The organism is Thermofilaceae archaeon (assembly GCA_038731975.1).
Lineage (GTDB): Archaea > Thermoproteota > Thermoprotei > Thermofilales > Thermofilaceae > JANXEW01.
This window is the reverse complement of sequence record JAVYQJ010000014.1, coordinates 1-13,639: the sequence shown is the minus strand read 5'-3', so window position 1 is coordinate 13,639 and position 13,639 is coordinate 1. Positions and strand designations below refer to the sequence as shown.

Genomic DNA, 13,639 nt, shown 5'->3' with positions numbered 1-13,639 from the left:
CTCGCCCAGCTCTAACCGCTGCATCCCCCTCAAACACGCTCAGCGCGCCACGAGGGCGGCTCAACCCGTTTCAATTCTTTCATCACACTTTAATCTTCCCCATTGCCGAGCGTTGGCGTGCACGTGGAGTGGAGCGTTTGGACTTCATGGCTGGTTGAGCTCCCGATCGAAGAGGCCCTCGATTGCTTCCTCTCCTGGGGCTTCGCTAGCTTAGAGCTCTCGGTCGAGCACTTTAACGAGCTTCTAGCTAGGAGCGGTGAAGAAGCTTACCTGGATGATACTGAGAGCTTCAAAAACAGGGCTCTCGCGCTAGCCAGTAGGGGGCCTATCGACCCCACGTGCTTGAGCGATGTTGAGTTTGTGCACGCGCACGGCCCCTTTAGCCCTTTCAACCTGAAATCTCCCAGTGAGCTGGACAAGTCGGTGAAGATAGTCAAGAAGTGGATACAGTGGTGCATCAAGATCCCGGTTGACGTTCTCGTTTGCCACCCCTTCAGAGTGGAAGGCATGAGCGAAGAGGGGCTCGAGGAGTTGAACTTAAGCGGCTTTAGAGCGCTCGAGCCTGAGGCTAGAGATTGCGGCGTGATCCTGGCTGTAGAGAACATGGGGCGGGGGTACGGGTCGAAAGCTGTGCACCTGCTGAGGATCATAGAGTCCTGCGAAAACGTTGCACTCTGCGTTGACACGGGGCATGCTAACCTGGAAGCCTACAGGGGCAGGGTTCACGATCTAATCGACGAGGCGGGCCGATGGATGGTAGCCACGCATCTGAGCGACAACGATGGGAGCAGCGATCAACACCTCTTCCCCGGTAGAGGCTCGATAGGTTGGGAAAGAGTTTTCGCGTCGATCGTGGCAGCCGGCTACGAGAAGCCTATCAACCTCGAGATCCCCGGGGAGCTGCGGGAATACCCCGATCCTCAGAAACGCCTCGAGCACCTCAAACACCAACTCCGTCTACTAGAGCAACGGTTTAGGGGGTAGTTGAGAGCGGCAAGGGCTTGTGTTGGAAGCCGCCGTTTGAGCCGATGCTTCAGGGCTGGAGCTCAATACCGTTTAATACGGGTTTGTTTCCTCAACCCTGTGAGAGGGAGGGTTGCATACCTCGTTGAGAAGGGTAGGCTCGAACTGCGTGAGGAGGAGGTGAGGGCTCCACGCGGGTCCGAAATCCTCGTGAGAGTGAGAGGGTGCGGGATCTGCACGGGAGACCTCTACGCCTTCCAGGGCTATTCTGTCTGGTTCAGCCTGCCCGCAGCGCTGGGCCACGAGGCTGTGGGGGAGGTCGTTGAGCTCGGCCCCAACGCCACCAGGTTCAAGAGGGGCGATAGGGTTGCCGTGCTCGGCGGTCCTGGCTACGCTGACTACCTGATCGTCGATGAGAGTAACGCTGAGCCGATACCACCGGGCGTGGCTTTCGAGCATGCGATTGGAGAGCCGCTGGCCTGCGCAGTCAACGGAGTGAGGCTGGCTGCCCCTCAGTTCGGCGACACCGTCGCCGTGGTCGGCGTGGGCTTCATGGGTCTTCTACTGGTGCAAGCTTTGAGTAGGATGGGCCTCGATAGGCTCGCCGCGATAGACGTGAGGGATGATAGGTTAAAGCTGGCTGAAGAGTTCGGAGCTAGCATGTCGGTTAACCCTATGCGCGACGATATTAGGAGGCTGGCCGCCGAGCTCGGCGGTTTCGACATAGTGATTGAAGCGACGGGGTCCCCGAAGGGCGTTGATGTAGCCACCCAGCTGGTGAGGAGGAAGGGGAAGCTATGCATCTTCAGTTTCCACCCCCAGCCCGTGCAGGTGGATCTCGCAGCGTGGGACGCAAAGGGCCTCGAGGTGCTAATGACGAACCCCAACCGGGCGGAGGACATGCGCCTCTGCCTGCGCATCGCCATGAGAATGCTCGCTAGGAGGGTCTTCACGATGGAAAGGCTCATCACCCATGTTTGGCCGCTCAGCGAGATACAGAGGGCTTTCGAGTACGCCGCCTCCAAGCCGGCCGATTACATCAAGGGCGTTATCGCTCCCTAGCTCTCACGAGTCTCAGCAGCGCTGCCGCTAACAGGGCTGCGAAGAGAACAGCTATTATTGCTAGGCGTATCTTCGGTAGTGAGAGGAGCAGCCGGAGGGAACTGAGCTTCACCTCAATCGAAGCCACCCCGCTAACCTGAACGTACAGCATCTCTACGGCGTCAGCATACGTGACGCTGACCCTGTACGTCCCCGGCGCTAGAAGGGCTTCGGCTACCCCATGCTCGTCCGTGCGGGTGAAAACCGTCCTACCCGCACCCGTGATCGTCACTCGAGCGCCGGGCAGGGGGTCGCCAAGAGGGTCGAGCACCAGCACGCTGAACCTGAACACCGGTACCACCTCAACCACCACGCTGTTGCTCTCGCTCGCCCCGTAGAGCAGATCACCGTCGAAGACAGCGTACAGCTCGAGAGGCCCGCTCGCGTTCAGCTCCAGTGTAATTCGGGCGCGCCCTTCAGCGTCCGTCAGCGCCCTGGCTACCTCGAGCTTCGAAGCATCGGATCTCGCTAGGAGCCTCAGAATGCGGCCGGGGAGGGGTTCGCCATCTTCACCGCGCAAGGAAACTCCAACTTCGATGGCCATCCCCGAGGCGTTAACGAGCGAGAGCCTCAGGGTCGCCACCCTTGGGCGGAGGGGCTCCAACCTCGGCCCCCACTTAACGAGAGCGGAGACCAGGGAAGCGTTGGCGGGCAGCACTACCCCAGCTTCATCCGGCTGTAGAGGGGACAGCGGGCGCCCATCGATTAGCGAAGAGAAGGCTCCCGCAACTTCGAGCGCCGTGTAGAGGGTAATGCTTCGAGTGGGGAGGTAGTTGGAGAACGTGAGGACGTTCCAGTCTTGGAGCGGTAGCGCGTCTACAAGCTCAGCCCCCCAGTTGGCGCTGAGGAGGCCGAAGCGCGGTGGGAGCTTCGCCCGGTCTGGTGTTACTACAACAGCTACAAGCGGATTGTTAAAGTCGTACGCCTCGAGCCACACTAGGTTATCCCTCCACCCACCACTATACGCTAACAGCCTCAGCTCTATCGTGTGCCAGTCTTGATCCGTAAAGGTGATCTTGTCGGCTTTCGGCGTCGAGCAGTCCCTCGTCAGCCCGATCTCCACGCTCCCCACCAGAAACCTAACACCCTGCGCAGCCCCCCTGTTGATCACGAGCAACGAAGGGCCTCGCAAGGGCTCTATCGCGAACCAGTACGCTACAGGCCAGAAGCGAGCATCGCCCCCCTCCACCGCGCCGAAGGGAGCGCCTCTCACGACCCTTCCCGCGATACCGCTGAGAGCCAGAACGGCTGTAGTATCCTTGAGGGCCGCTACGGTGACGCTCAGATCCACACCCCTCACGTCATAGCAGACGGTGTACTCCAGCCGCACGTCGGTGGCTCCCTTTAGCTGCAAGAGCAGCTTAGCAACGAGCGGGCCGCTCCACACGACCTCAGCCTTAGCGACGCTGAAAGCTCTGCTGACGGCCACAGGGCTTCCGAGGGAGAAGCCGTAAACGTCCCCCCAGTCCCTGTAGAAGAGGATCTCGCCTGAGGGCGCTCGGAGAAGCCGGGAGCCGGAAACCTTGTCTACGAGCTCCTCGATTAAACCCCCCTTCTCGACGTTGACGACAAGCCTCACGTACGCGTTCTCCAGCACCGCTTTACCCCCCTCGATCCTGGCGGACGCCGGCGATTGAACCTGAAGCCCGCCCTCCACAAGTTCCAGCGTCTTGTAGCCGAGCGGCGGCGTGCGACCCACATCCACCGCGAGCTCGTAGATGGAGTGCGTCACGTTGAGAGGTCGCGCTCCCAGGATCTGCACGGGATGCACCCCCTCTTCGTCAATGGCGACGAGGCTGGATATGCCTGATCTCAGGGTCGCGTTGACGAACACTATGCCGCTTCTCGTCCGAGCCGAAGGATTGAATACCACGATGCTATGGAGGCTGCGACCGCCAATGCTCTCCGCCAATCTCGCGATGAACTCGCTGTGCAAGCGCTCAGCGGAAGCCAACGCGCCGGCGTAACGGGGCCAGATCGACCCCTTCCACGTGCTGTCGGGGCTCGTTCCCGTTATACTGTCGTGGTGATGGTTCACGCAGAGGTCGAACCAGATCGAGGCGGCCTGCTCTGCTATCCACGAGGTGTTGAGCCCGGCTAGAGCTGCGAGCGGAAGGAGCTTCGTAATCGTGGAGAGAAGCATAGATGCCCTCCTCTCAACCAGCTTAGCCGAGGGGCGCGTGATGTACCAGCCCTGCCATAGGGGGTTGGGATCCAGCTTGATCTCCCGCAGCCTACCGCCGTATCGCTCCTCGATAAACCTGAAGGCTTCGCTCGGGGTCGCGATGACGAGCCCAACCCCCGTCCGGGTCAGGTAGCGCTGGTTCCAATCGTTGACGAGGTCTACAAGGCGGATGGGGGGTGGCGTAAAGTCGCAACCCACAAGCAGGATGGCGGCCCCTATGCCGTCCCTCCTCCTCGCTTCTTCAACGATCTCTAAGATCCTGCTCACCACTTCGTCGGCGCTCCCCGCTCTTGAGAGGAACTCGCCGGCGCAGTAGTCCCTGAAGTACGCAAGAACCCTCGCCCCCGTGGGCCCAACCCACCAGAAGGCATGAGGTAGCCATCCCTCCTGCCCCTCGCCGCACCTCCCGAAGTAGACGTACCTGTACCCCGAGGCTACGAGAAACTCGGGGAGCGTTGGAGCATGGCCGAAGGGGTCGCACTGCCAGGCTACGGGAGAGGGCTCCACGCCCAAGTTCTCCATCGTCCAGCGGCGCCCGAGGAAGGCGTCCCAAACAAGCCCGGGCTCGCTGACGAGATTCGTATCGGGCTGCGAGACCATCCCACCCGCGATCTCGATCGCCCCTCGACGCACCGCCTCCTTGAAGAACTCGCGCTCCGCCTCGCTTGCTCGCTCCCAGAAGTAGCGCAGGAAGCAGACTTGGTCGACTACAAACTTGAAACCAGGCTGAGCTACGGCGAGCTTCGCAGCTGACGCGATGATTGATCGGACCTTTTCGCTGGACTCACTCCAAGGCATCAGCCAGTCGGGGTCCCAGTGCGAGTGAGGGATGAGAAAGACTACGAACGAGGCTTCGCTCAATACTTCCTCCGTGTTGAGGGGCTTAAACGCAGGCGCACGGCGCTGCCACATCTCAGGCGTCAGGGGACTCTTCAACCGCTCCCGGTAGCTTAGCATCTCGTGAAGTGGCCCAACGTAAAGGAACAGGTCCTCTACCGTCCCATCAGCCGGGGCGCCGACTTCCCACTTCAACTCCCTAGCCCAGCCCGCTACCGCCCAGAACGGTTGATCGAGGCGGAAGACACCAACGGCAACACCTCTCCCGAAAGATGCCAACGCGGCGGCGAATGCAGCACCGCTGAAGTCCTCCCTCTGCAGGGCGCTCACTCTGTAGCTGCCGCCATCGATGAACCAGCTGTCGAAGCCCCCCAGCTGAACGGCTAGCGCGTCGAAGCGCGTGTTGAAGTAGCGAATCCACTCGAGGGAGGGGGCTGCCCCCTTTACTCTGAGTTTAAGCCATATGTAGGGGTTGTAGGCGAAGAAGTACCACTCCTGCGTCACGTTGAAATTCCACACTTGCGTTTCAACGATAACCCTGGCCAGGACAGGCCCTGCGGAGGCGACTTCAAGCCGCCTAAGCTTGCCCAAAGCCTGCTTGTACTCCTTACCGCCCGCTCTGTACTCGAACTGGAACGATGCTTCGCCCGAAAGGTTGCTCGCTAGGTTTACGTTGATGCCCTTGACCAGGATCCGGGAGAGCCCTCCCCCCTTCTTGGTGGAGAGCGTCAACTCGTAGTAGCTGTTGCCGACCGTCACGCCCTCGGCTTCCGCATCGACTCTCAGGTCGGTTGAGTAGGAGGGATCGGGGGCTTGAGGATTCCCGTAGTAGACGTAGTAGGTTTGAGCGCTGTAGGGCGACGCGTTGGCGAGGAACGCTAGCTCCACTATAACTTCATCGCCCTTTCTCGCCCAAGCGAGGATCTGAAATGGGATCTCAACCCACCCGTTCAGCCATGTCAGTACTCGGAGCTCGCTAGAAGGGTTGTTCACGCGATCTGCCGGTAGCGCGATTCTAACGAGCACGGGCTCCCACACTCTGCCGATGCCGGCGGGTTCGCGAAGGGTCAACGCATCCCTAAACCTCCAACCGGCATCCCACCAGGGCGGGACTTCGTCCTCCGAGCAGGCGTAAGCAGGTAGGCTGCCTAACACCGTAAGCGCGGCTAGGACCATTAGAAGCGGCCTCTGCACGCGGTAGAAGGCTCCCGAAGGCCTAAAACTCTGACTCCGCGCAAACTCTGCACAGGTTTTGGCGTATAGCTAGCGCTCGAGGGTAGTTCCCGTGTAAACCTCGACACCCAGTTTTCTTGCGAGCTCGAGGGCCCGGGGATCGATGTGGGGTGAAACGAGTGCCAACCGTGGCTTTACACCAGTTACTTTCTCGTAGAGCTTTCCAACGTATACGAGTTCGCGAACATCGCTCCTCGAGGCGCTCGCTTTGAGCTCGATCAGCACGTGCTCCTTGTCTCGCACGACGAGATCAGCCTCAACGACGCTGGGGTGACCGAAAACCATTCCTTCTTCATCGAACTGGATCCACCTTTCCACCTTCCCGCCGAAGAGCCTCTCTACGATACCCCGCATAGCCTCTCTGAAAGCCTCCTCAGCCAGCAAGCCGTAACGAGCGCCCACCGCCGCGACCGTCCTAGCTAGATCCTCTACGGATCTCGACAAGTGTTCGGCTTGCTCCTGCAGAGCCCTGATCGCTTTCGTGTGCTCAGCCACTTGCTCCTGCAGCGCTCTGATCGCTCTCGTCTGCTCAGCCAAGATTTTCGTGTGCTCAACTACCTGTTCCTGCAGAGCTCTGATGGCTTCAGTGTTCCTAGCCACTTGCTCCTGCAGAGCCCTGATCGCTTTCGTGTGCTCGGCCACTTGCTCCTGCAGCGCTCTTATGGCCTTCGAGTGTTCTGCAACTTGTTCCTGCAGAACCCTGATCGCTTTCGTGTTTCTAGCCGTATCCCTGCGGAGCTTCTTGATCTCATCGATAGCTTCCGCTAAACCTAGGGCTCCGGTGACAGCTAGCCTGAACGCCCTGTCCTCCAGGAGCAGCCTCAGCAGCTCCTCCTTGAGCGTCTCAACCATTAAGTCAGTGGGCAGTTCCCTCTTGTTAAAACTTTCCTGATTCCCCCTCACAGCCCGCCAAACCTCCTCTGGCCGGGCCCTACATGCCCTGAGCTGGTCTGAACGATCACTGTCTTCAAGCCCTCCCCCTCGAGGATCTCCTTCACCCTCAGCATCTCCTCAACCGTCGGCCTTCTCAGCTCCCTCCGCCGGAAAGCCGGGAAGTAGTCGAGGACCGTCACCTGGATCTCCTCGCTGATCGCCGCCACCCTGCGCCCCGCCTCCGCGATCTCATCGAGCGTTACGAGAGCCGGGTTGTAGACGATCCCCAAGCCTAGGTAAACCTTCTCGCGGTAGTTGTCGTAGATGTACTCGGCGATCCGCCACGCGTTCTCCATGTACCTCGCGGCCAGATCCCTGTCCTGTAGGCCGGTGACCCGCATGTAGGTCTCAACGCGGCTGCACTTCGGCTCCACGCCGATGTTGTTGCAGCCTGCCTCCACCAGCTCATCGACGCATTCGGGAGTGAGGATGGTCCCGTTGCTGTCCAAGTGCCTCCTCACCTTCGGCTCCGTCAGCCTGGCCAGCTCCCTGAAGAAGCCCACAAGCCAGCGCCTGTTCAGCGTCGGCTCGCCGCCGCTGATTGCCACACCCCTCGTTCGATACCTCCTATGGCAGGAGACCAGCAGTCTCGCAGCTTCAGCGGGCGTGAGCTCGGGGCTCACGTTGTCGTAGGTGACGAAATAGTTCTGGCACTGGGGGCAGCGCAGGTTGCACCCCGCAGCCCAAACAGCCGCCTCCACGTAGCGCCTGTAATCGACCTCCCACCAGGGCGTGGCTTTACCGCCGACGAGGTGGGGCTCGGGCCCGTGGATGATCCGCCGAGGCTCCACAGCCTCAATACCAGTCTCAATGCGCATCCCCTCCCTCACCGGCGTGATGCAAGTTCGCTCCAGCTCCCCGTCGATGAGGAGGGCGCAGCTCCAGCAACCCCCAGTTCCACAGGCCAGTGACGGCTCCCTCCCCGGCTCATTGAAGCGGAAACCAGCGGCTTGAAGCGCGGCGGCAACGGGCACTCCAGCGGGGACGGTGAGAGGCTGCCCGTCCAGGTGGATCGTGACTACCCCCTCGGGCTGCGCCGGCTCAAGCAGGCGCGCGGAGTAGGGGCAGGCCCAGTAACAGGCTAGGCAGCCTACGCACCTACCCGGCGATCGGCAAGCGGAGACCAGCGTGCAGACCCCGCAGCCTCTGCACCTCTTCTCGTCGATTTTAACCCGATAAGCCACAGGCTAGTAGGCGTTGCAAGCCCTTTAACAGCTCCGCGTACTTGCCGCAAACGCGCCAAAAAGATCTTAGAATTGGATGGGTTAACGCATCCTAGCGATTCTTTTCAGCTTATCGAGGTCTACCGCCTCTACTCTGCTGCCCACGCGCTTGGCTGCGCCAGCTGTCACGAGAGCGTCGATCGCATCGTGGGCAGCGTCGCCGTACATCATCTCCAGCTCCCTTAGATCGTAGCTGGTGAGCGTTTTACGCTCGAGTAGCAGCTTGGCGATTTCAGCGTAGATCCTGCTGAAAGCCACGCCTTCGCGCGCTGAAGACCACTTATAAACTTCACGCTTAGCGAAGCTTTAAACATCGCGTAGGCTGGAGCTGGGGTGAAGCTTTCAACCCTAACGTACGCTCAACGCGAGTCGCTTCGCAAGCTCATCCACGTGGCGCTAGCCCTGGTGCTCATCATCCCGTTGACCCCCGAGTACGCGTCGCTGTTCTCGTACCTCGGCTCAACCCTCGACCCCGCTCTCTCCAGTTACACCATCCTCCTGTTCTCAGCCCTTTTTGTTTCAACCCTCAGGGTGAGGAAGCCTGAGCTAAGGGACTCCATTGTCAGGATAACGAGGGAGGCCCGCAGGACCGTGCTTCAACGATTGAAGGCCCTAGGCCCGCTCCACGAAGTTGTCGAAGACGTCGAGCGCGCGCTCGATCGAGCCGAGGAGGGGTTCTTCTCGCTGATCGAATCCGTCGAGAGGGATTACGAGAAGCGGTACGGCTACGTAGCAGCGATCTGCGCTGTAGCTTCGGTTCTGACCAGCTACGCCCTGTTCGGCCCTGCAGCTACGGCGCGCGGGATCCTGGCTCTCGCCATCGTGGATCCCACCGCCTCGCTGGTCACGCTCTTCCTCCCGAGGGGGCGCAAAATTCTGAAGCACTACGCCCACTCACCACTCGCCGCAGCCGCACTCTTCACGCTGGCTCTGGTGGCGTTTGGCGAAAAACCGGCGCGCGCTGTAATCCTCAGCTTGATCGCCGCCCTCATCGAGCTCGTATCGCCGGAGGACAACCTAACCCTCCCATTCGGCGTCGCCGGCTTCCACGTGCTGCTATCGGCCCTAAGCGACCTGATGCACCTCCCTAGCTAGCACCCTCCACACGATGAAGGCGACGGCGAGCAGCACGATTGAGAGTGCTATCGCAACAATGAGCAGGGGGAGGGCTTGGCTGCCAACCCCAAAGCACACGGGCACGAAGAGCACGACGATGCAGCCGCCCACGCCCACCAGCGCGCCTGGCGCAGCGAGGAGCGGCAGCAGAGCGGCTATAACTGCTAGCGCGAGCCCGGCTAGCACGAGGGCCAGCCCGACCTTCCAGAGGACCGGTTCGCCGCGAGTGTGGTTCACGCTCACCACCTAGACCCTGATCAGTACCGGCAGCAGCCAGGCCAAGAGGAGGAAGACAGCTACGGCGAAGGCGGTGAGGATGATGGCTAGGAGGACCAGGGGTTTTACGATTCTTTCTCCGGTTGCGAAGGCGATGGGGAGTGGCCCGAGGATCAGTACCGCACCCCCTTCGGCGCGGCGCTCACCCCTCCCCGCCCTGAAGGCTGACAGCAGAAGAACCAGGGTGCCGGCTACCACCAGCAGGAATGCAGCCGCGAAGAGCAGCAGCGCAACCTCCACCACGCTCATCGTTTTACAGCTATACACAACCTTTAAACGCGTTTCTCCAGCAGCCGCTCGGCGTTCTGCCGCAGGATCCTCCTCAAAGCCCGGTTGGGCAGGCAGAGCTTGAGGAGGAAGTCCAGGTGGGAGCGGTCGGGGCCGAACTGGCCGCTATCGGAGAGGCAGGGGAAATCGGTTCCGAAGATCAGCTTCTCCTGGAACTCCTCTATGAAGCGGAGGGCGTGCTCGGGGTCCCTCCTCAGAGCGTTTAAGCCGGAGTTCGCTGAGATGTCCGCGTAGAGGTTGTCGAAGCGCCTCAGCAGCTCGTGGACAAGACCCTCCCCCCTTACGGGCCCGCCCGGGTACAGGTTTCCAGCCCCCTCGGCAGAGATGCGGGACCACCAGCCGGGGCCGTGGACGACGAGCTTCAAGTCGGGTAGCCCCTTCAGAACCTCGGCTAGCGCTTCCACGCCGTGGCAGTAGTGGAAGTAGGGCCCCTCCTCCACGTGGATCAGCGCTGGCAGGCCGAGCGACTCAGCGGCTCTCAGCAGCTTCAGGAGGCGGGGGTCGTCGACTCTCAAGCCCACCTTCACCTCGCCCAAGCCTCTGCACCCCGCCTCCACCAGCTTCTTCAGCGCGGACACAGCATCTCGCCGCAGAGGGCTGGGGCAGCAGAAGGCGATCAGCCTCCCCTGGTGGGGTTGAACCTCCCTGAGAAGCTGCGAGTTCGATAGGAAGGAGGCGTAGGGGTCCGCGCGCGGGGGGATGGAGAGCACTACCGCCCTTTCGACGCCGGCCTCGTCCATGTAGCTGAGGAGGTCGCCGAGGCTGGACTCAACCCAGCCCTTGATCCGAGGGTTGAAGGAGAGCACTCTACCCACGTGGGTGTGGAAGTCGATCGGCTCCACCGGGAGCTGCTTAACACTCACGAGAGCGGAAGAGAAAAGCTGGTTGAAAACGGTTGCCGCTACTTGAAGTGCTCCGCCATCTCCCTGTTCTCCGGCATCGATAGTATGTCGTTGATCACAGCGTCCACCTGCTCGGTCGACTTGGTCCTCGGGTCCACGATGAGCCACTCGAAGAGCACGTTTCTCCCGCCCTCGAGGAAGGCCTCGAGCGCCCACTCCATCCGCATCATCCGGGGCCAGATCACGTGCTTCATGATGCGGCTCGGCAGCCTGAGGCCGTATACCCTGTGCACCCCCCTCCCGTCCACGTAGGCTGGAACTTCGACGGCCACGTCGTCCGGTATCCCGACGATCGACCCCTGGTTGGGGATGTTTAGCTGGTAGAGCCCCCTCTTGTCGTTGACGAGCGAGTCGATCAATGGGGCGACGGACTCGAGGCTCCTCTTCGGCGGCAGGATCCTGGTGAGCGGTGTCTTCTGGTCGGCGACAGCCTCCTTGAAGGACTCGATGATCATCGCCTGCATGTCCATGTACCACTTCCATCCGATCTCGCTGTCAGGCCCGCCCGTCGGCCCGTACCACCTCCGCTTCGTCTCGAGGTTCCAGTGGTACTTCCAAGTCCCGCCCCTCACTGTGTCGCCGACGGGGAAGAGACCGTAGGTCCTGTACATGTCCACAGCTGCTGGCGACATCTGAACGTCGAAGGGGTTGCTCTGGTACTGCCTCCACCTGCTCCAGTACTCCTCAGCCCTCTTCTCGATCCACTCGTCGATCAGTGGGTACGCGTCCTCCCCCTCGTACTCGAACCGGGTTAACCAGATGACGTGGTTGAAGCCGATAGCCTCGAACTCCACCTTGTCGGGGTCTAGGCCGAGCTCGCTCGCGATCTCCCTGTAGCCGAGGTGGCCGTGGCAGAGGCCGATGACCTTAACCTTCGTCCTCCTGCTGATCAGCGTCGTCAGCTCGAAGACGGGGTTCGCAATCTGGAGCAACCAGGCGTCTGGTGCTAGCTCCTCGATGTCCCTCGCGATCTCCATGGCCAGTTTGAACTGGTAGTACCCCCAGATCGTGTGGTAGTCGCTCACCATGTTCCACTCAACGCTGTTAATACCACGGTAGTAGCCGTGTTTCTCGGAGATCTCACGCATGCGCTCGTAGTAGCCGTGGCCCATAGCCATAGCGGTGTTGATGACGAAGTCCGCGTCCCTGATGGCCTCCCTCCGGTCTAGGGTGGCCTCAAACTTGAGGTCGGCCTTCACCTCCCTGGCGTACCGGGTTGCAATCGCGTGGACGAGTTTCAACCTCTCCTCGTTGATATCCATCAAGCTCACAGTGCTCCCGCGCAAGTCCGGAGTCATGCAGAGATCCCTGATCAGCGTCGCCGACCAAGCCACGCTACCAGCGCCTATGACGGCTATCTTTACACCCGTCACAGCGGCGTGTAGGCTAGCCGGTACTTCTGCTTAACGCCATTCCCAAATGCGATTGGCGGTGAAGCGTAATCTTCAAGCTGCGCTTATGCCAGCGGAAAGCTTATAGTGAAGGGGGCGGGGGCTGGCGCATGCTCAGGGTCTATGCCTTGCTCGCGTTGCTCACTATTATATCTCCGCTGGTCCTCGCGGAGCCCGTTCACTGGTTGAGCTACGAAGCTGCACTAGCCAGGGCGTCGAGCGCGAGAAGGCTCGTCTACGTCTACTTCTACTCAGAAACGTGCTACGCCTGCCGCCTAATGGAGAAGGTCTTTGAAGACCCGCGGGTCTCCGAGAAGTTAAACACCCTTTTCCTCCCCGCGAGAGTTAACGTCGCAGAGCGAACAGATATCGCCTCTGCGTACAGGGTACCCGCTACTCCAGCCCACCTCTTCATCTGCCCGAACGGTTCTCCACTTGGCGGAGCCCTGGGGTACAGGGACCCTGAAAGATTCCTCGAGCTCCTCAGCTTGGCTCAGAACGAATCGAAAAGGAGGTGTCCCGATCTTGAAGCCTCCGAAAGCACTCGAGGTACGAGTAGCGATCACCTAGCTCTCGGGTTGGGAACGGTCATCGTGCTTCCACTACTCCTCGGCTTCTCCACCCCTTTCTCGCCGTGCATCCTCCCTCTCCTCCCCGTCGTATACTTGATCGCATCTAAGGGTGGCAAACGGGGGGCTACACTGTTCACGCTAGGCCTCTTCATTGTTAGCGCTTTAGTTGGAACCGTGGCGGCCGGCCTCATTCTGGCGGCGCGATCCTTGGCCGAGCCCTTAGCCTACATGCTCCTCCTCTTCGCGGGCGTTGTCCTGCTCGTTGATCAGCTGAACAGAGGGCTCTCGCAGGTTGCCAGCCGGCTGGCGACGAGGTTGTCTAAGGGGGTGAGGCGTGCAAACCCGTTCTTGCTCGGCTCATTAACCACCATCATGTGGGGTCCCTGCGCCGCGCCGATGTTCACCGCTGCCCTTTCGCTGGCCTCCCTCGCGCGAAGCCCTATGGAAGCAGCTGCTGCGAGCGTGTCCTACGCGGCGGGGCTATCCCTTACGGTGCTCGTGTTAACACTCCTCCTGAGGAGGGTGAGGATTGCGGCATCGCGCGCCCGCTCGCTGAATAAGCTCAACAAAGTACTGGGAGCTGCAATGGTTGCAGCCGCGGTTCTCTACGCAGCTGGCT

General features: G+C 60.8%; 12 protein-coding genes. 4 read left to right on the top strand and 8 right to left on the bottom strand.

Annotation, left to right across the window (positions count from 1 at the left end):
- Positions 1 to 123 precede the first annotated feature (123 nt).
- Both QXF46_06655 and QXF46_06650 read left to right on the top strand, forming a co-directional pair.
- On the top strand, positions 124 to 984 hold the full coding sequence (locus QXF46_06655; GenBank protein ID MEM0226539.1) for a sugar phosphate isomerase/epimerase family protein: 861 nt from the start codon (positions 124 to 126) through the stop codon (positions 982 to 984).
- Between the two features lie 99 nt (positions 985 to 1,083).
- On the top strand, positions 1,084 to 2,025 hold the full coding sequence (locus QXF46_06650; GenBank protein ID MEM0226538.1) for a zinc-binding dehydrogenase: 942 nt from the start codon (positions 1,084 to 1,086) through the stop codon (positions 2,023 to 2,025).
- Here the strand turns inward: QXF46_06650 and QXF46_06645 are convergent.
- From QXF46_06645 to QXF46_06630, 4 genes are all read right to left on the bottom strand, one after another.
- Positions 2,012 to 6,280: a hypothetical protein gene (locus tag QXF46_06645; GenBank protein ID MEM0226537.1), complete on the bottom strand. Its 4,269-nt coding sequence runs from the start codon at positions 6,278 to 6,280 to the stop codon at positions 2,012 to 2,014. The two genes, QXF46_06650 and QXF46_06645, sit on opposite strands and share 14 nt — an antisense overlap.
- A gap of 69 nt (positions 6,281 to 6,349) precedes the next feature.
- Complete coding sequence (locus QXF46_06640) at positions 6,350 to 7,171, bottom strand: DUF3782 domain-containing protein (GenBank protein ID MEM0226536.1); 822 nt, start codon at positions 7,169 to 7,171, stop codon at positions 6,350 to 6,352.
- A 47-nt stretch (positions 7,172 to 7,218) separates the two neighbouring features.
- Positions 7,219 to 8,436 carry a radical SAM protein gene (locus QXF46_06635; protein MEM0226535.1) on the bottom strand — a complete coding sequence of 406 codons (1,218 nt, stop codon included), beginning with the start codon at positions 8,434 to 8,436 and terminating at the stop codon, positions 7,219 to 7,221.
- An 81-nt stretch (positions 8,437 to 8,517) separates the two neighbouring features.
- Entirely contained in the window at positions 8,518 to 8,733 is a 216-nt protein-coding gene (locus QXF46_06630) for a hypothetical protein (GenBank protein MEM0226534.1), read from the bottom strand.
- 75 nt (positions 8,734 to 8,808) lie between these two features.
- Between QXF46_06630 and QXF46_06625 the strand changes: the two genes are divergently transcribed.
- The gene (locus tag QXF46_06625; protein ID MEM0226533.1) at positions 8,809 to 9,570 is read left to right on the top strand and encodes a hypothetical protein; all 762 of its coding nucleotides are present in this window, start codon (positions 8,809 to 8,811) and stop codon (positions 9,568 to 9,570) included.
- Here the strand turns inward: QXF46_06625 and QXF46_06620 are convergent.
- From QXF46_06620 to QXF46_06605, 4 genes are read right to left on the bottom strand one after another with little or no spacing between them, the layout of a single operon-like run.
- Positions 9,541 to 9,828: a hypothetical protein gene (locus tag QXF46_06620; protein MEM0226532.1), complete on the bottom strand. Its 288-nt coding sequence runs from the start codon at positions 9,826 to 9,828 to the stop codon at positions 9,541 to 9,543. The genes QXF46_06625 and QXF46_06620 overlap by 30 nt on opposite strands.
- Before the next feature lie 9 nt (positions 9,829 to 9,837).
- A complete protein-coding gene (locus tag QXF46_06615) occupies positions 9,838 to 10,116 on the bottom strand; it encodes a DUF131 domain-containing protein (GenBank protein MEM0226531.1) in 279 nt (92 codons plus the stop codon).
- Positions 10,117 to 10,139: 23 nt separating this feature from the next.
- Positions 10,140 to 11,018, bottom strand: coding sequence for an amidohydrolase family protein (locus QXF46_06610; protein ID MEM0226530.1), 879 nt, complete (start codon positions 11,016 to 11,018; stop codon positions 10,140 to 10,142).
- A 38-nt stretch (positions 11,019 to 11,056) separates the two neighbouring features.
- Positions 11,057 to 12,430, bottom strand: coding sequence for an alpha-glucosidase/alpha-galactosidase (locus tag QXF46_06605; protein MEM0226529.1), 1,374 nt, complete (start codon positions 12,428 to 12,430; stop codon positions 11,057 to 11,059).
- Between the two features lie 128 nt (positions 12,431 to 12,558).
- On the opposite strand from QXF46_06605, the gene QXF46_06600 reads away from it, so the two are divergent.
- Positions 12,559 to 13,639: cytochrome c biogenesis protein CcdA (locus QXF46_06600; protein MEM0226528.1), on the top strand; the 1,081-nt coding region annotated here is incomplete at its 3' end.